Below are 18419 nucleotides of genomic sequence, written 5' to 3'. Positions count from 1 at the left end.
TCAAAAGAGCAAACTCCCCCCTTAACAGCTGGTACGCGTTTTACCCAGCCCGTGAACTAGTTACTTCGAACAAAGTGGAGATACATCCATTTCACCTCAATTGAAAGTTTCATTTACTATAATTGATGAATAAGTGGAAACGCAAGAACAACTTCAAGCATTGCCAATATCGTATTTAATCTCCCTATTGCAAAAAACAGCAGTGTCATGTAAAGTAAGCTTACCGAACGGTAAGTAAGTTGGCTATTAGAGGGTGTTAATGGAATGAATATGACTTCGACGTATACTAATATTTTGGAAACTGGGTATCGCTTATTCGCTGAGCACGGCTTTGAAAAAACAAGTATGACCATGATCGCCAAACAATTGAAAATATCAAAGCCTGCTTTGTATTATCATTTTGTATCAAAAGAATCGATTATTGATGTGCTATTTGATGAGATATGCAAAAATATTGGCTTTGACAACTTTTTTAATATCGAAGACTATACAAAAGACAATTTTGAAGAAAAGCTTATTTCAGATGGACTCCACATTATTACCAAGCAGAATGAAGACATCTATTACTCACGTATTATGAATCAGTACCAAGCGCTTGGATATCGAAATCCAAAATATACTCAAAAATTGGTTGAGAGCTTGGATGGATTTACAATCGGATTTGCTCAGCTGCTCAGTCACGGGGTTTCAATTGGGGCTATCAATGATAGAGATGAGCTTATTAACGCACAAATGCTAACTATGATCATTGACAGTATGGATAACTTTATTAGCTATGGCTTAGAGTATCGCTATGAAGAGATATGGACAAAAGCGGTCGTCTCCATTCTAAAGGGGGACTCCGTGAAATGAGTCAAACGACGCAGCGTATAACTGCTCTTGATTATGCGAGGGCCTGGGCTATCTTCGGGATGATTATCGTTAACTATAAACTTGCGATGCAGGCAGAAGACGATGGAGCATCATGGTTGAGAGCAATTGCGGGACTATTTGAAGGTAGGGCATCTGCATTGTTTGTCGTACTGGCAGGCATCGGAATATCCTTAATGACTGCAAAAGCAAGAAGTTCGATGGACAAAAATATCATTCGTCAAAACCGTTATAGCTTTTACCGACGCTCCGTATTTTTACTTGTAGCTGGTATGCTCTTACTGCTTACGGGCTGGAGTGCTGACATCCTACACTATTACGCAGTGTTCATGCTTGTAGCTTCGGCTTTGATTACCGTATCCGATAACAAACTACTTGGTCTGTCTGCGATTATTCTGTTCCTATCACAGTTCTGTTTGATCATCTTTGACTACAGCAAAGGCTGGGATACTAGCTTTCACGAATATACGGACTTTTGGACGATAAATGGTTTTATTCGAAATCTTGTTTTTAATGGATTCCATCCGATTTTTCCCTGGGTATGTTTTTTTCTGTTCGGTATGTGGATTGGTAGAAAACGTTGGCTGGATAAAGAAAACCAACCTAAGATTCTGCTCTATTCGTTATCAGGGACTGTAGCCTTCGAGGCAATATCCTATTTCCTGATCAAGTGGACCTCACCTGTACTAGACATAGAATCAGCAACCTATCTTTTTACCACGAAACCAATGCCGCCCACGGCACTTTATGTGCTCTCTGGAACATGTTCGGCAGTAGCCTTCATCACGGTCAGTGTATATGTGGTCAATAAATTAGAGAATTCCCTTATCACACGGGCGGTTATCAACACCGGACAGCTATCGTTATCCCATTATATCGGGCATGTAGTCATCGGCTTAGGTTTTCTAGAGGCAATCGATTATTTGGAAAATGGAAGGCTGTCTTTTGCAATCGCATATGGATGCGCTTATTTCGTAATCGCCATAATCTTTTCGCATTTGTGGAGAAAGTGGTGGAACAGAGGTCCTGTTGAGCTGCTCATGAGAAAAATTTGCTAAATTCCACAATCTAAGCTTAGTCTCACTGAAACGGGGACACGGTTGGTCGTTTCATGCAGTGAATTTCTACAATACAAATTAACATAAAAGTTACTTATTTGATAAAAATTCAACTGAACAGTGTTTATTGACAACCGTATAATCGTTTCATATACTATTTTCAAGTAGAATACTCTTAAAAACTTAATGTTTAATTAACTTTTTAATTAACTAATATTTCGAGGAGGATTATTGTGACAGCATCCAAACAATCTATCCCGCGTCCAGAATATCCGCGTCCGCAGATGGTACGTAACGAGTGGATTAATCTAAACGGCGAGTGGGAATTTGAAATCGATCATGGCAAAAGTGGAAAGCAGCGCAATTTGTTCGAGGCTTCTGGCTTAAAGGACAAAATATTGGTTCCTTTCTGTCCGGAGAGCAAGCTGTCCGGCATTGCGAACAAAGATTTCATGCCCGCTGTCTGGTATCGTAAGGAGATAGAAATCCCTTCCGAATGGAATAACAGCCGTATCCTCGTTCATTTTGGTGCGGTTGACTACGAATCCGAAATATGGGTAAACGGTATTTCTGCAGGCACTCATCGCGGTGGCTACGCTTCATTTTCGTTGGAAATCACTCACTTGCTCCAACCTGGCAGCAACGTATTAACCGTGTGTGCAGAAGATGATGTCCGCTCTGGTCTGCAGCCTCGCGGCAAACAGTCCGGTATGTATCATTCGCATGGATGCGATTATACGAGAACAACGGGAATTTGGCAGACCGTATGGCTAGAATCCGTGCCCCAGCAATATATTCAATCCTTCAAGCTGACTCCGGATTCCGAGAATCAATCCCTACATGTAGAGGGTGAGTTCATCGGGGCTGACGGTTTAACTTTTGCTGTTGAAGCGCAGTTTGGTGGTAAAACAGTAGGCTTACAGTCTGCTGTAGTGAATGGTAAGCAAGGACGCTTGACAGTGAAGCTCACAGAAAGCCATTTGTGGGAAATCGGTTCACCTAATCTCTACGACCTTACTCTGTCACTCCAACATAACGGGAAAATAATCGATGCTGTAGAAAGCTACTTTGGCCTTCGCTCCGTGAAATGGGATAACAATGCGATACTCATTAATGGTAAACCCGTTTTCCAACGATTGGTGCTGGATCAGGGCTTTTATCCAGAAGGCATTTACACCGCTCCGACGGATGAACAATTAAAGAGGGACATTGAATTGTCCATGAGTCTCGGCTTCAACGGCGCCCGCTTGCATGAGAAAGTGTTTGAAGCCCGCTTCTTGTACTGGGCTGACCAATTGGGCTACATCGTATGGGGCGAACACGCGAACTGGGGACTCGATATTTCGACAGCACAGGGACTTCAACAATTTTTGCCTGAGTGGATTGAAATTGTAAACCGTGACTATAATAGTCCTGCCTTAGTCGGTTGGTGCCCATTCAATGAGACATGGGACGGACCACAGGGAACCCGCCAAAATGATGAAGTGCTGCGCATCACTTATCAAGTGACCAAATTACTGGATGCTACCCGCCCAGTTATTGATACAAGCGGTAATTTCCATGTCATTACAGATATTTTCGATGTACATGATTATGAGCAGAATCCGGAGAAGTTTGCCAAAAACTACGAGGCGATGCGTAGTGGCGGAGAACGATTCGTCACCTTCCCAGACCGTCAAAAATACGACGGCCAGCCTTACTTCGTTAGTGAATACGGCGGCATTTGGTGGAATCCCGGTCAAGCCGATCAGAAGAGCTGGGGATATGGCGACCGACCGAAATCGGAGGAGGAATTCCTCTCCCGTTATGAAGGCTTGACGTTGGCATTGCTGGAAAACCCATATATCTGCGCATTTTGCTACACGCAGCTCTACGATATCGAGCAGGAAGTGAACGGTCTCCTTACTTACGAACGTCATCATAAATTCGACCCTGATGTCATCCGCCGGATCAATTCAACGATCGCGGCTATTGAGAAGCAGACCGTAGATACTGCTAAATAAAATCGATATGTACAAATAAAACAAGCTAATCCTTAAGGATTGGCTTGTTTTTTGCAAAGAATATTTGCTTATAATTATGCGCCATTGTTAAACACTCTTTTCCACCACGCAGCCATTTCAATTCTGTGGGTATAAACTAAGATCACGAAATTTCCAAACCAAACCCATAGAATAGCAGCAGAGAACATCCTCAAATACAAGTACACAAAAAGAAGCAGCATACCACTTACAACCTGCAAGCCATCATGTAAGCTATTCGCCTCTTCGGATTTGGGTCTTCCTTTGTACCTCAAACGGGTCACAGCCTTCATCAACGCTAAAAGTACAGCATATGCCAAAGAAACCTCGAACACCGTCAATGCACTCCATACCCCAAAGGTGACGGCAATGGCCTTGCCTCCTTTCCCTTTAAGAAATGGAGTAAAGGCATGACCCGCAATTGGAGCTATAGCCAGCGGAACGATGAGATAACCTTGATCATAACCGCTTCCGATAACCAATATAAGAGGAACATATCCTTTTAAAAAATCCAACAAAATACCGGCAATACCGAGTTTATAACCAGCTGCCTTCCACAGATTCAAGGCACCGGGGTTTCCGTCACCAACGACTTTTAGATTCTTTTTGCCCACTAGACCCAGCCAATATGAAAACATGAGAGAACCCGACAGAAATGAGCCTGCAGTCAACAAAATGATCATAAGTCACGCCTGATTATTACCCTAATACCGGATAAAATGAACGAGCTAAAAGGGAAGAAAAGTGGCTTGTACATAACCATCCTCCTCGAATAATGAGTCGTATAGACTGTCTACCGATTTATCGGCTAAGCACAGCAAACGAAACTCAGCTATATGGACTCTAGTTCCGCTATTCGTGAATGACTCTCAGTAGTTTCACAACCTGCAACTAATTTATCATTACGACCAGACAGGCCACCAGAAGAATATATACATTCACGGCGGTCCCTTGCCTCCTACTCGGACGTTCCTTCCTTTCCATTTTACATGCCCTAAGACAACCACCTGGTACAACGAATAAAGCATAACAACAATGAAGAATGAGGAAGCCAGTATGTGCAGAACAGGGATCATGATCCCAAACACACCTACATATTTAATAAAATAAAATAATTGAACCATATACATGAGATAGCCGATAAATAAAGGCACTGCCCATGAAGTATTCGCAAAAATAAGCACGGTTTCCGACACAATTAGTCCCACCACCCAAATGGCTATGGGGACGATCGTCCATGGACTAAGCGTTGAAGTGCTTAAGACTGCTCCTTTACTAAAACCTTCTATTTCACTTCGGAGTCCTTGCGGGTACATACGGAACGACACCAAGCCATATCCGATAAAATTGGTAACTGGGACGCCAGCTGCAACAAATTTCGATCCTAGAAACAAATCATCCAGCACTTCAGATTTGACGCTTTCATGACCATTGATTTTTTCGTAATCCTCCCTTAAGGCAAGGATGCAGGAGCCATAAAGACCTTTCTTGGAGTTTTTTCGTTCAAAAACGGATGTAAACGCGAATATGCCCAGCATATTCAAGATCAGGGCGAGCTTTTCATACAGCCTTTCTGTTTGGTGAAAAGGAACAACCGAAATGACACCCTTTGATCGTTCCCTTGCTTTCAACAAGGTTTCCAGCGCGTTAGGTGTGAGTCTTATATCAGCATCCAGAAAAGCAAATACATCGCCTGATGCGTGTAAATATCCATTCCAAACAGCCCAGCTCTTTCCCGTCCATCCCTTAGGCAGGCTGCTGTTAGCAATAACTGTTACCCCATAGGATTCAGCTAATTCTTTAGTCCGATCATCAGAGAAATCATCCACAACAATAATTTCGAAGGGTTTAATGGTTTGCGACTTAAGGGAATCGAGCAGATGAGGCAGATTACATTCTTCATTTCTTGCGGGAATGATAATGGACAGTTTCCTTAAACCCTGATAGGGCTCTTGAGTATCGGCCAATGTGTTTTTTTTGAATAGAAAAAAACCAGAGAGACATCCGACTAGCATTAGAATGATAATCCACATGTTCTGATCCCCCTTCATGTAGCTATATATATGAGGGATTGTTGTGTATTATTTTTGTTTCAACTGATCAAATAAACCATGTACGATTTTGTAATACTCCGAAACAAGCCTAAGTGCTATGCCCGCGTAGTTTCATTTTTTGCAATTAAATGAGATCGAAAAAGGGTCAACTGCCATTTAGTTTCAGGAGATGAACTTAATTGCTGGGTTAACTCGATCCGCGCCCTCTTTCCGGTGATTTAGCTGCATATTGTAAAACTAATTCGTCTCCAATTCCATAATGCTGCTCATTGGTTTCACAATGTGTAACTAATTTTTCATTGCCTCCAAGGAGCCACAGGATTATCACAAAATCAGTCGAATTACTCAAATTTCAAGCGAAACACTCGTCGGAAACGACAAAATAGGGGCTGTCTCAAATACAATTTATGGGCGAGTGAAAGCCATCCAACCTCCAGCTCCTTTATTGCATAATTAACAAGAGGCTTCTGCTTGAATGATTAGGAGATCGAAAGTGGCAGCAACTCCTCCCTCTAAACTGAATTTTTCCTCGTATTCCTTATACATGTCGGTAAACAAGCGACGATAGCTATGCCCAGATGTAGTAACTGCTTCTGAAGCGCTAGCCCCCATCGCTTTTACCGAATGGAGAAAATCACTTACAGAAGCATACTTTTCAATATGAATTGAACGTTTACAATTAATAGTTGAGTATCCTGATTCCTCAAGCATGAACTGCCATTGGAGCGGCGAATGAAACGATAATCCATGACGTTGCGGCTCCATTCCGTGAGATCGATAAACTTCATTAAATGACCTATGCATCTCGCAGAATGTATCCGGCCCGAAAGTGGTAAATAGCAGCAAGCCTCCGGGCCGCAGCATTCGCTGAAGGTGTCCAAGCGTTTCTTTGGGATAGTTTAGCCATTGAAAACAGGCATTAGATACGATGATATCGTACGAGGACGCTGGAGGATCAACCGCCCACTTTTCGATATCTGCATGAATAAAACGTATACGATCCGATATACTATTTTGAATGCCTAGATGATTATCAGCTGATTGGATACGTTTCACAGCTACTTTAATCATCCCAGGTGAAACATCTAGTGCAGTAATATTCGAGATAGGCCATTCGTCCATTACCTTTTGGGTTAGAGCGCCTGTGCCACAACCGATCTCAAGAATGTTAGGTTCACCTTTGAATCCTTTGTTTTTCCATCCTATGATAGATTTTACAAGCTGATCAGCCATTGTACGCTGAACATGGGCATGAGTATCATATGAGATAGAACTACGATTAAATTTACGTTGAATCGTACTATTTCTGCTGCTGATCATGCCACCATCTCCTCATTTCTTCAGCTATTTGTACTTCCCTTCCCAAAAAAGGCACATGCCCACAGGCGGGTAATGTAACTAACTTTGCGTGAGGCAGCTGATTCTTAAGCTCCAAAACAGCATGGTAAGAACAAATTTCGTCTTCTGTCCCGTGGAAAAGAAGAACCGGACAAGCTATATTGGGCAATTGAGAAAAGCATTCCTCGCTCCGTAAAATCTGAAGGCCTGAAATTAGCGCTGAGGCTGACCAGCTGCCCTGTGGAGGAAGACTTGTACTAAGACCGTCCTCCCATTCAGCTTTCGTAAACATGAGCTTTCTGAAATTCGTTTCAACAGCTAAAGGATCCTTAGAGATCCCTCTGATCATCTGCCTAACATAGGCATCTGCTACGCCGAGGACACTTTCTTCTTTGGAACGAGTAAACCGAGCCGTTGCACCGAACAGTACAAGGCCATCACCGTAACCTTTTGCCGCTAGTTTTAGAGCTAGTAAACTTCCGAGCGACCAGCCTGCGATTAGTATCGGACCGCGGAACTGCCTAGTGCTACAATCTGTTTCACCCACAAACAGGATCTTCCTCGCTGCTGTTTCCGTCATATCCAGCATATTCTCTGGAGAATCCCCTTTATAGTATTCAACCGAAACATGAGTGTATTTTGGCAGCAGCTCGCGAAGCCGATCAAAAACAGTATCCGGCAGGCTCCATCCAGTTAGCCACAAAACTATCCCACTCAATGACGCATTCTCTATGTGCATTGGAATGTTGTCCGCTGCATTCATGAACGAATCACCCCTAATTGATATCCGATTGTACAGATTATCGCGGCCGCGTCGACCAATTCCTTTTCCGTATGAGCAGCTGATAAAGAGAAGCGAATTCGCGCTGTACCATCAGGAACCGTAGGTGGCCGGATGGCCACCGCTTCTACCCCTTTCAATTCAAGTGCTTTGCTAAAACGAAGGGCCACTTCATTATCACCAACAATTACCGGTACAATAGGAGAATCTCCCCTACCGACATTAAAACCAGCGTGAAGAAGCGAGGATCGAAACAACTTGCTTAGCGAGAAGAGTCGTTCGCGGCGCCAATGATCAGTTTGGACTAAGGCGAGCGATGTTGAAATACCCGCCACCATAGAAGGTGGTAATGCCGTCGAATACATGAGCGGTCTAGCCTTGTTAATTAGCCAGCGAATTAATGTACGACTACCGCAGATATATGCACCATACACACCAAACGATTTACTGAATGTTCCCATATGTACATCCACATCATGCTGCAGACCGAGCTCAAAGCATAACCCCTGACCTTGTTCCCCGTAAATCCCCCCGCTGTGCGCTTCATCTACCATCAACATCGTTCCATACTTGCGTTTGAGCGCAGCCAGCTTACATAAGGGAGCTGCATCGCCATCCATTGAGAAGACGGCATCCGTAACAATCAGCTTGCGCTTTTTATCACGATGTTTATTGAGCAAAGCTTCCAAATGCTCCATATCGTTATGTCGGTACCGAGCATGCTCCGCGCGGCTCAATACAATACCGTCGACAATACTCGCATGATTTAACTGGTCGCTGAAAACCACATCGTTACGACCCACAAGTGCACTAATAACACCGGAATTAGCCATATATCCATTTGCAAAAACAAGTGCCGCTTCACTCCTCTGCCAATGGGACAGCTCTTCTTCAAGACCTCTATAAGGCAATCGATTGCCTGTCACAAGACGTGACGCTCCTGAGCCGCTTCCTTCGGTAAGAAGCGTTTGGCGCATTGTTTCAATAATTGCAGGATGTTGGGCTAGTCCAAGATAGTCATTAGAGGCTAGATTGAGCAGCAATTGTCCTCCTCTAGTCGTATAACCAGGACATTGCGGAGCTGGAACGCTGTCACGTAAATACCGCTCTAGTGAAGCATCATGTAATAGCTCAAGTTCTTTTTCCATCCAGTTCATAATCCGTACCACCTTAAAGGGCATTCATTAAAATTTAAAGAGCATTTAACTCAATCTCAAAACCCAAATCTTCAATGATTTGATGATCAGCCGATATATCTTGACCTGCAGTTGTTAAATAATCACCTACAAAGAGTGAGTTGGCAGCGTATAGCGACAATGGTTGCAACGTACGAAGGCTAACTTCGCGACCGCCCGCAACACGAATCTCTTTAGACGGACAGATAAACCGAAACAATGCCAGCACCTTAAGCCCTTTCATAGCCGGGGTGCGCTCTGCTTCTTCCAAAGGCGTTCCAGGAATAGCATTCAAGAAATTAATCGGAATCGAGTCGGCATCGAGCTCACGGAGCGCATAAGCCATCTCAACAATTTCCTGATTACTTTCACCCATACCGATAATTACACCAGAGCAGGGGGACATGCCATGTGCCTTTACCTTCTCCACGGTTTCAACACGCTGTTCGTAGGTATGTGTAGTCGTAATAGACGAGTAATTATTCTTACTTGTGTTCAAGTTATGGTTGTAACGGTGTACACCTGCTTCTGCTAAACGTTCGGCTTGACCGTCCTTCAAAATCCCGAGACATGCGCATATTTTCAACGGCATCGTTGCACGTATTTCTTCAACCGCATTTACGACTTGGTCCAGTTCCTTCTCCGTTGGGCCTTTCCCCGAAGCTACAATGCAGTAGGTTCCTGCTTTTCGTGCCATAGCCTCACGTGCTCCTGCAAGAAGCGTATCTTTGTCGAGCAGGGTGTATTTTTGTACAGGCGCCGTCGATATGATGGACTGTGAGCAGTAACCACAATCTTCGGGGCAATGTCCACTTTTAGCGTTAATGATCATGTTCAGCTTCACTTTTTTGCCGTAAAAGTGTTGTCTGACCTGAAAAGCAGCTTGCATCAAGGACAGTATGTCATCGTTATCTGATTCAAGAACAGCAAGTCCTTCTTCAATCGTTAAACATTCACCCATAAGCGCTTTCTCGGCAAGTAACGACCACTCTATTTTCGATTTCATTATTGTCATTTCACTCATCCTCAATTTGTTTGAATGGTTAGTGCCTGTGCGATCGTTTCCAATTCAATCTTTTCTCGAACCACATGGATCAGTGATACCTTATTTATTTCGTCCTTCAAGTAGGGGAAGTGTCCGAGAAACTTGATGCCGCTATAACGTTCAATCAACGCTGCATTGGTTGCCACACTCGGGTCGTCATACCTGTCAATTGATTCTTCATCGTTGCAAATAAAGCCTATAATCGGCACCCCATGTTGTCGTAGATAAGATACCGTAAGGAGCGTGTGATTAATCGTTCCAATAACCGAACGAGCTACGATCAGAGCTGGAATCCGAAGCTCAGAAATCAAATCGACCATGAGTGAATCATCGGTCAGTGGAACAGCTACGCCCCCGGCCCCTTCGATGAGTAACGTTTCGTAACGATGCAATAGATCTTCACCTGCAGCAACTAGCCCCTGTAATGACAAGGTCACCCCCGCGTGTTTGGCTGCCAGTAGCGGCGTAAGCGGGGCTTGGAAAGTGAATGTCGCTACCTCCTCCGGCTGCTCATTTAGTCCGGTATATAGTAGTAGACGCTCAGCGTCAGTAGCTCCGCTACCAAGTAACTCACCGGACTGCACAGGCTTCCAAATACCGACATTCATATTTTCGGCGCGAAGAGCAGCGGTAAGCGCCGCAGTTACAATGGTTTTGCCGACGCCAGTGTCCGTACCGACCACAAATAATCCACGCATCAACTTCATAGAATGGATTCTCCTTCAGTGACGCTGAGAATGGCCTCCACCAAAATATCCGTCATAGCATCAAGCTCAGCCTCTGTACTAACTAGTGGAGGGATGAATACGATAACATTGCCAAGCGGTCTCGTTAGCATGCCAAGCTCTCTAGCCTTTTGGGTTACGCGAACACCGATTCGTTCGGCCCAATCGTACGGTTCACGAGTAACCTTATTGCGTACGAGCTCAATTCCAATCATCAGTCCCTTCTGCCTAATGTCACCGACATGCAAAAAATTATGTAAAACTGCGAGCTTACGCTCTACGAATGATGCCTTTGATCGTACTCCTTCAATGATGTTGCGCTCTTCAAACAACTTCAGGCTAGCCAAAGCAACGGCACAACCGAGTGGATTACCTGTGAAGGAATGACCATGGAAAAATGTTTTTTGCTCTTCGTAATCCGCATAAAATGCGTTGTATACCTCGTCTGTCGCAAGCGTCGCTGCCACAGGCAAATAGCCACCTGTAAGGCCTTTTCCGATTACCATCAAATCAGGTGATACATCTTCAAGATCACAAGCAAACATAGCGCCTGTCCGCCCAAAACCTGTCGCCACCTCATCCGCAATGAATAGTACACCATACTTATGGCAAAGTGCTGCCATCTCAAATAAACAGCCTTCTGGCATAATAATGATGCCACTAGCACCCTGTACAATCGGCTCCACAATGAGAGCTGCGATTTCATCCGCGCTGGTCTCAAGTAAATGATGCAATGCCGTTAGCGTAGCTTCCTCTGCTTCCCGTTCACCGCCATTATGGCGGTAAGCATTTGGATATGGAATGACATACGAAGGAAACAGCATAGGGCGAAACACTTCATGATAAAGCGGAATAGCACCTACGCTAACCGCTCCAATTGTATCTCCGTGATAGGCTTGATTCATCGTAATAAACTTCGTTTTATCCTCATACCCTTGGTTTTTCCAATATTGAAACGCCATTTTGACCGCAATTTCAACACCCGTTGCTCCAGAATCAGAGTAAAACACTTTATTTAATCCTTTAGGGGAGATCCCTACCAATTTCTCTGCAAGTTCAATTGCAGGCACATTAGCCATACCAAGAAGGGTAGAATGCGCAACACGTCCTAACTGATCCGTGATCGCTTGATTTAGTTCAGGTACGTTGTGCCCATGGACATTAAGCCATACCGAGGAGAAGCCATCATAATAAGCACGCCCACTGACGTCATATAATTTGATGCCTTCGCCGCGTTCGATAATTAGAGGATCGACGTTATTGTAGTCTTTCATTTGAGTAAATGGGTTCCATAAATGTTCCTTATTGATCGCAGAAAGTCGTTCATAATGCGTTGTCAAAAGATATTACCACCTTTAGCTTGCTACATTCTATTGTTAACCTGAAATATTTTATTTTGGTTAACAATAGAATGTAGCAATTCTATCAGACATAAATTTTCCTGTAAAGAGTATTATTTGATTTAGAGTCAAGCGAGTTCCATATACTCATCGGAAACGACAAAAAAGCTCAGGCATTTAAACAGCCCGAGCTTCTACTTTTTCTATTGGTCATGAATGGATGCTATCTGCTTCGACATTGAACCCTTTAAACATCTCCAACACCCTGTCAACCTCATCCGCCCCACCATAAAAACGCACTTTCCCATCTTCTATATACATTAAGCTATCCTCTTCTGACTGCTCAATTTCCTCAAGTAAATGTGTGCTAATGATCATGACGCTATGAAAAGAAAGTCTGCGTATTGTCCGCCTAAAAAATAACTTCTCTTGATTATCCAACCCTTCAAACGGCTCATCCAAAATACAAATCCGAGGCTGATTAATGAGCGTTTGAATCAATCCTACTTTTTGCAATTGCCCCCCAGAGAGCGTACGCAGCTTTCTTCGTTTAAGCTCATACAAACCGCTCTCCTTCAACCACTTCTCTATTGTAGATTTTACAAGTGCGCGAGGAATACCTTTATGAAAGGCCATATACGTTAAATATCTTTCGATTGTCATATCCGAATGACCACTAAAGTGCTGTGGCATGAAGCCAATCATCGTTCTAACTTCCTCGGTACTAAGCGGTTTTCGATATCTTCCTACACCCTCTTCATTTATTAACTTTGTATAAATCAGATTCCCTTTATCTGAGTTAACTGCAGTTGCAACGAGTTTTAAAAGTGTGCTTTTCCCAGCGCCGTTTCTTCCAACCACATACGTAATTCCTGTCGTAAAGGTACAAGTCATATCATCGATAATTTTCTCTTTATCTTTCATGTAATCCACGTTATTTAACGTAATCCTCAAGCTCATATTTAGTCCCTCGCTAAATAATTCCGTAGTAATATACTGCTTAGCATAAGGCCAGAGAGTCCAAGAATAACAACATTTGTGAATACGAAATGTTCATTCAAAGGCAGCTGAAAAATAGAAAACGATTGGAGCTTCTGATCAAACAATACCTGACTAAGCCAAATAAATAATGTGATGATTATGCCCGCCTTATGTCCAAACCACATTGCACTTATAAATCCAACTACTCCAAAGAAGAAGATAGGTGTAAAGGAACCGTATAAATACAAGAGTGAGCTTGCTTTCCCCATAATGATAAAGCTTAATGGCAGCGTCATCGCTAATTGCAATCCCATGACGATAATGAATCGAGCAAACATTTGGTGAACCAAGGAATAATAACTTAACTTTTCGATGATGTCATTCCCATCATTTTTCGAGCGAAATGCGTAGCCCATTACAGCAATAATGATGAGTGTAATCCACTTCATCCAAGCCATAAAACCAGTCATTTCATTTTGAGTGCTCACGTTGATCATAATGGACATTGCGAGCATCACGATTCCTGTTAACCACCAGCTCGTCGACCCATAAAAATTCCATTGGGATAAAAATAAACTCGCCACTTTAGAAGACATAGATTGAGAAGCTTGCCTCACTTCCAGCTCAGCCCGTAAATCGACTGGCTTTGTCTCATCCATCTGTTTTATTTTTTCTATTAAACGAACGGTTTGCTCTCTTGTTGGTTCTGGGGCGGTGAAACGGTCTAAACGGTTTTTCCATTCTTTTTCTAAACGTGACAGCTCTTGGTCTTCACGATCTTCACTCATTTACACCCACCCCTTTTCTCTCATCCTCTTTTATTATTCCTTCCAGATGCTTTAATCCTCGTGAAATTCGGGTTTTTACCGTATTAAGCGTAATATCTAATGCTAAAGCAATTTCTGCATATTTCAAATCCTGAAAAAATCGCAAATATAGCACCGAGCGATATTCAAGTGACAACTGGTTCAAGGATTCCACCATCCATTTTCGTTCAAGCTGTCGATCGATGATGTGATGGATTTGCCCGTTCTCTTCTAAGTCTCTATCCGTAAAAAACTCACGTTTTATATAAGCCTTCTTCCAATAATCTTTACAGCTATTTGTTGCTATTTTGTACATCCAAGGTTTGAACTGCTCAGGGATGAAGCCCTTTTTTCCTTGCTGGTAAATTTTAAGAAAGGTCTCCTGAACAATGTCTTCTGCTAATTTCTCATCCTGCAACAATCGGTATACATACCCATATAGGGGTTTATGATACCGGAAAACAAGTGTATCTAGAGCCGAGTCATTACCTAATGACAGCTGGCTCATATATTCCTCATCTTGCACTCCTGTACCTCCCTATCTTCAGACTTACTTTCGGTTGAAATGCAAAATAGCTAACCATGATAAAACTACCCCAAGACTAAAATATAAAAATCGATTATATAACATCAACTGATGATCCTTTAAAAATAGCGATAATTGTCCCCCGTTTAAAGCCAGCATCCAGAAGAACAAACCAGCAAACAGCCCTCCAAGAGAATGACTCCCTATTGTCGTAGCAAGGACTACAATTCCACCAAGCCCTATATAAACGGGTATAGAAAACAGAAGCCCTTTCCAAACCATACTGCCGCCAAGCGGCGTTAATACGATCGTCACGATACACAACAATCCAAAAAAAATAAGTGATGACAATAGCAGCCTTTCAACAATGATCTTCCATCTTGAGATCGGATAAGTAATCAACTGTCCATAAAACTTAGAATCGAAATCAATGGAAAAGCACCACTGTATAATAAACACATACAAAAGAGTTGCTGCCTTCTCATACACTACACTTGTAAAAAAAGCGATCCTATAAGACTCAAACAGATAAATGAAATATACAGCAATTGGAATGAGCAGCATGACAACAATGGCATGTAACGATGTAAACCAAAGTTTCAACCAAAGCTTTAGTCTGATCGATAGTCCACTCATTGGCTTTTTACTCCTACATAGCTTTCTAATTCAGTTGCTAAATCAAAATTAGCTTTTTCTTCGAGTGCATGGTATTGTGTGAACAGGTATTTCACTACTTGTTGAAACTCCTCTTCCCCTTGCTCATCATAACGATTCATGATGTCTAATAGATTAGCTGCTTCTGAAGGCATTTCAAATTGAAACCCTTGAATATTTTGATTATACCAATCATCAAATCCATTAGATCCAGTCTCGATCTGAAAATGATTGAATAATGTCCATACGATCGCCATTTGCAACAAATGCTCATTCTCACCCAATGATGGGTTTCCATCTATTAGAACACTACCAAACATATAAGGCATAAAAGAAGTATCCACATACTTGATATCATCGACATTCCATGCAATAAATTCCTCACCAAAAGCAACTTGTGTCAGGTTTCTATGATCACGATTCAATATATAAATGACTTCAGGCACTATTGGAATCTCAAGCCACTTTTCTATATAATTCCACCATTCCATATATACTTCCGTCGTTTTCCGGGCACCAGCCAGCACTTCCGGATGTCCTACAACTCTAGTTTGTTCGACCATTACTTCCTCAAGATTTCCGCCGATCAGAGACAATCCATATTGAGATACTCCTTTATAGGAGCCATCTTCTAGACGTGGTATGGTAAGGGAAATGGGAATACTATCTCCCTTATTCCTAATCGTAACGGTAAACTCTGTTGGGTAATCCTCTACAAGCTCACCATTCCTTAGTTCAAATCCCACATAACGCTTATTAGGTAAATTATTACTGCTTTTCGCTAACTGACGTTCACCGATTAATGGATACCAGCCCGCCTCCTTAGGAAGGTAGATCCGATCAGATGCAATAAAGGAATGCTCCAATAACCCATCGTAACGATATTGCTGCATATTCCCCTTATAATTTAAGTTCAGATCGAACTGTTCTCCAGGCTCAATCTTGTCAGCAAAATGAACAGTTAGCAGATCATCTTTCCGAGAGCAGGTAAGCTCCCTATCACTCGAACAATCCGTTATCTTTAACTGGTTATGCAAGGTAAGAGATACCTCGTTAACAGAGACATCCCCATTATACTTAATCGATAACTGACTATTGACTTCAATCTGGTTTTCGGATGGGAACTGTACATTTAGATTCGTACGCTCCATTGAAAAATTGGATTTTTTATTATCTGATTTTTTATCGTAAAATGAAGAAATCCCCTCAAATCCTGCTGTTAAGTATTGTTTCCCTGTATGAACAAATTGCTCAAGTGCGCTATTGTATTGTGTATAGCGAATTCCACCCACTACGACAGCAGGGATAAATAGAATAACCATCAACGTGAGTCCCATGTTTTTTTCTATTTTCAATCTACGAAAGGGGCGAAAGAACAGGCACGCTGCAGCTATTAAGATAATACCGAGCAATATTGCAGCAATTTGGTGTAAAATGACTCCTTCAAATACGCGATTGATTCCCCATATGCCTTCAAATGGTGAGGCGATAAACATAACGTCATATAAGCTTAGTAAGTTTAACCTCGGGTTAACAGGCGCGAATCCGTAACTATTTGATTGAAGCAATAAAGTTATACCCAGCAAGACAGGTATACAGAAATAAGCGAACCTATTATTAAGCCATATACCGAACAAAAATCCTAATGAAACAAGTAAAAAGATTGCACCTTCCAACTGAAAAAATAAAAAAATTAAGTTTTTAATCCCATCAATCGTACTCATACTTCCAGTTGAAAACCATATTCCTTGAATAAGCAACGTTATGATTGTAATACAAAAACCATACGTTTGAGCGACCAGCCATTTTCCAAATACCCACTCCATATTTTTAACCTTATAGGTGACAACTAAAAATTCAAATTCACTTTCTTGATCTTTGCCAGCCATATAGACAGATAGTAGACCTACCATTAATAGGTTCAACATCACTATCCACTGAAAGCTATTATAGAAAACAGCAGCAACTTCCTCATAATGAACAGATTGCTTTTCGTACGAGAAAATAACATAACCCCAACAAATCAAAGTGATAATAAACGGGAGCGCTAAAAATTTATTGCGAAATAATAAACGCATTTCATTGTCATAAATAAGCTTGATCATGTTCATGAAATCACCCCATTAATCGCTGCCATGTAGCCATCTTCAATGGTTGGCTGTACAACCATAGCATCAGCACGTGGAGATTCTTTTGAGATGACTCGGAAAATGACATCGTTTAATTCCCTTCTACTAGAAATAACCAAGTAATTCTTTTCAATATGATCGTACTCTGTGTAAGGCACTTGAAGCTCCCAAATATAATTAACAGCCTTTTGGGCCAGGCCCGTAGTCGTTCCTTGATAGAGCACATTACCGTTATTTAGAACCGCTAATTTTTCACAGCTAGATTCGATATCACTAATAATATGGGTGGATAGTATGATCGAATAATCTTTACTCAGCCTCTCTATTACATTACGGAATCGAATGCGTTCGGATGGATCAAGTCCCGTAGTCGGTTCATCTAAAATGATGAATTTGGGGTTTCCGAGTAATGCTTGTGCAATTCCAAGTCTCTGTTTCATCCCCCCAGAGAAGCTTTTTATTTTTTTATTAGCATGTGGCAGAAGATTTACTTCCTCCAATAATCGCTCCACTTGTTTGGATCGTTCTTGATGATTAACAATCCCTTTCATCGACCCTACATAATGCAAAAACTCTCTGCCAGTAAACTGTAAAGGCGGATGAAAATGCTGCGGCAAATAACCAAGTATCCCTCGAACCTTGTCCCCTTCCTTCGCTAAGTCAAAATCATATATCGTAACTTGACCTTTTTCATAAGGAAGGATCGTGCTAAGTATTTTCATTAAAGTCGTCTTGCCTGCACCATTGGGTCCTAGTAGACCAAATAATCCTGTTTCAATTTGCAGATTAATATCGTTTAAAGCTTGGAAGCTTTTGTAGGTTTTATTTAGTCCTTCTATTTTGATATTGTACATCTGTTTTTCTCTCCCCGGTTCAAATTTCTAATCTTAACACGAATATGGGATCGATTTTGTTT

General features: G+C 42.1%; 17 protein-coding genes. 3 read left to right on the top strand and 14 right to left on the bottom strand.

From position 1 onward, the window contains the following. The first annotated feature begins 264 nt into the window (after positions 1-264). The 3 genes from AC0YN7_RS19575 (at position 265) to AC0YN7_RS19565 (ending at position 3931) form a co-directional block, all read left to right on the top strand. Positions 265-852: a TetR/AcrR family transcriptional regulator gene (locus AC0YN7_RS19575; RefSeq protein ID WP_475811714.1), complete on the top strand. Its 588-nt coding sequence runs from the start codon at positions 265-267 to the stop codon at positions 850-852. Beyond that, positions 849-1928 carry a DUF418 domain-containing protein gene (locus AC0YN7_RS19570; protein ID WP_475811713.1) on the top strand — a complete coding sequence of 360 codons (1080 nt, stop codon included), beginning with the start codon at positions 849-851 and terminating at the stop codon, positions 1926-1928. Before AC0YN7_RS19575 ends, AC0YN7_RS19570 begins: the two co-directional genes overlap by 4 nt. 233 nt (positions 1929-2161) lie before the next feature. Beyond that, the gene (locus tag AC0YN7_RS19565; protein ID WP_475811712.1) at positions 2162-3931 is read left to right on the top strand and encodes a glycoside hydrolase family 2 protein; all 1770 of its coding nucleotides are present in this window, start codon (positions 2162-2164) and stop codon (positions 3929-3931) included. A gap of 74 nt (positions 3932-4005) precedes the next feature. Here AC0YN7_RS19565 and AC0YN7_RS19560 read toward each other — a convergent pair whose 3' ends face one another. The 14 genes from AC0YN7_RS19560 to AC0YN7_RS19495 form a co-directional block, all read right to left on the bottom strand. Beyond that, on the bottom strand, positions 4006-4632 hold the full coding sequence (locus AC0YN7_RS19560; protein ID WP_475811711.1) for a glycerol-3-phosphate acyltransferase: 627 nt from the start codon (positions 4630-4632) through the stop codon (positions 4006-4008). A 255-nt stretch (positions 4633-4887) separates the two neighbouring features. Beyond that, on the bottom strand, positions 4888-5982 hold the full coding sequence (locus AC0YN7_RS19555) for a glycosyltransferase family 2 protein (protein WP_475811710.1): 1095 nt from the start codon (positions 5980-5982) through the stop codon (positions 4888-4890). Between the two features lie 474 nt (positions 5983-6456). Further along, on the bottom strand, positions 6457-7323 hold the full coding sequence (gene bioC, locus AC0YN7_RS19550; protein ID WP_475811709.1) for a malonyl-ACP O-methyltransferase BioC: 867 nt from the start codon (positions 7321-7323) through the stop codon (positions 6457-6459). Then, on the bottom strand, positions 7304-8104 hold the full coding sequence (locus AC0YN7_RS19545; RefSeq protein WP_475811708.1) for an alpha/beta hydrolase: 801 nt from the start codon (positions 8102-8104) through the stop codon (positions 7304-7306). Before AC0YN7_RS19545 ends, bioC begins: the two co-directional genes overlap by 20 nt. Beyond that, entirely contained in the window at positions 8101-9279 is a 1179-nt protein-coding gene (bioF, locus tag AC0YN7_RS19540) for an 8-amino-7-oxononanoate synthase (protein WP_475811707.1), read from the bottom strand. Before bioF ends, AC0YN7_RS19545 begins: the two co-directional genes overlap by 4 nt. A gap of 34 nt (positions 9280-9313) precedes the next feature. After that, a complete protein-coding gene (gene bioB / locus AC0YN7_RS19535; protein WP_475811706.1) occupies positions 9314-10312 on the bottom strand; it encodes a biotin synthase BioB in 999 nt (332 codons plus the stop codon). 11 nt (positions 10313-10323) lie between these two features. After that, complete coding sequence (gene bioD / locus AC0YN7_RS19530; protein WP_475811705.1) at positions 10324-11049, bottom strand: dethiobiotin synthase; 726 nt, start codon at positions 11047-11049, stop codon at positions 10324-10326. Continuing rightward, positions 11046-12407, bottom strand: a complete 1362-nt coding sequence (gene bioA / locus AC0YN7_RS19525; RefSeq protein WP_475811704.1) for an adenosylmethionine--8-amino-7-oxononanoate transaminase — start codon at positions 12405-12407, stop codon at positions 11046-11048. The genes bioD and bioA overlap by 4 nt, the downstream gene beginning before the upstream one ends. Positions 12408-12617: 210 nt before the next feature. Next, a complete protein-coding gene (locus AC0YN7_RS19520; protein ID WP_475811703.1) occupies positions 12618-13367 on the bottom strand; it encodes an ATP-binding cassette domain-containing protein in 750 nt (249 codons plus the stop codon). A gap of 2 nt (positions 13368-13369) precedes the next feature. Next, on the bottom strand, positions 13370-14176 hold the full coding sequence (locus AC0YN7_RS19515) for a hypothetical protein (protein WP_475811702.1): 807 nt from the start codon (positions 14174-14176) through the stop codon (positions 13370-13372). Further along, positions 14169-14720 carry an RNA polymerase sigma factor gene (locus AC0YN7_RS19510; protein WP_475811701.1) on the bottom strand — a complete coding sequence of 184 codons (552 nt, stop codon included), beginning with the start codon at positions 14718-14720 and terminating at the stop codon, positions 14169-14171. The genes AC0YN7_RS19515 and AC0YN7_RS19510 overlap by 8 nt, the downstream gene beginning before the upstream one ends. Positions 14721-14744: 24 nt before the next feature. After that, entirely contained in the window at positions 14745-15356 is a 612-nt protein-coding gene (locus AC0YN7_RS19505; protein WP_475811700.1) for a hypothetical protein, read from the bottom strand. Beyond that, a complete protein-coding gene (locus tag AC0YN7_RS19500; protein WP_475811699.1) occupies positions 15353-17485 on the bottom strand; it encodes a hypothetical protein in 2133 nt (710 codons plus the stop codon). Before AC0YN7_RS19500 ends, AC0YN7_RS19505 begins: the two co-directional genes overlap by 4 nt. Continuing rightward, a complete protein-coding gene (locus tag AC0YN7_RS19495) occupies positions 17482-18357 on the bottom strand; it encodes an ABC transporter ATP-binding protein (protein ID WP_475811698.1) in 876 nt (291 codons plus the stop codon). The genes AC0YN7_RS19500 and AC0YN7_RS19495 overlap by 4 nt, the downstream gene beginning before the upstream one ends. Between the last annotated feature and the right edge of the window lie 62 nt (positions 18358-18419).

The organism is Paenibacillus sp. J31R122 (genome assembly GCF_056269185.1).
Note: the sequence above shows the minus strand (reverse complement) of the source record. Positions and strands in the feature narration are given on the sequence as shown.